The 303-nt window shown below is 43.2% G+C and carries 1 pseudogene; it reads right to left on the reverse strand.

The features are described from left to right. A pseudogene (locus Q4519_RS21820) lies at positions 1 to 303 on the reverse strand (hypothetical protein); the annotation flags it as partial.

Below are 303 nucleotides of genomic sequence, written 5' to 3' on the forward strand. Positions count from 1 at the left end.
CTACAAATGACTTATACCAAGAATTTAAGGGGCCTAAATATACAGGTTCAGATATCTCAACAAATTGGTCAGCTGTGATATCGATAATAATGGAGTCGCAGTCTAACCAAGCGTGGCTGTTCCCGTTTTCACGGCGACCAGCTACATATGAAAAGGCTCCGTAGCCAAGCTCCTTAAGTACTTCAGCTAAGTCTTCACAAGTGTCGCCACAAGCGCCATAAGGAAAATCTCTGACAGTAATGGGGAGGCTTTCCTTGTTTATCGTTTCAAATGCGGCTCTAATTTTCGCTAGATCATCTCTCA

It is taken from the genome of Motilimonas sp. 1_MG-2023 (genome assembly GCF_030547455.1).
GTDB lineage: Bacteria > Pseudomonadota > Gammaproteobacteria > Enterobacterales > CBDFNC01 > Motilimonas.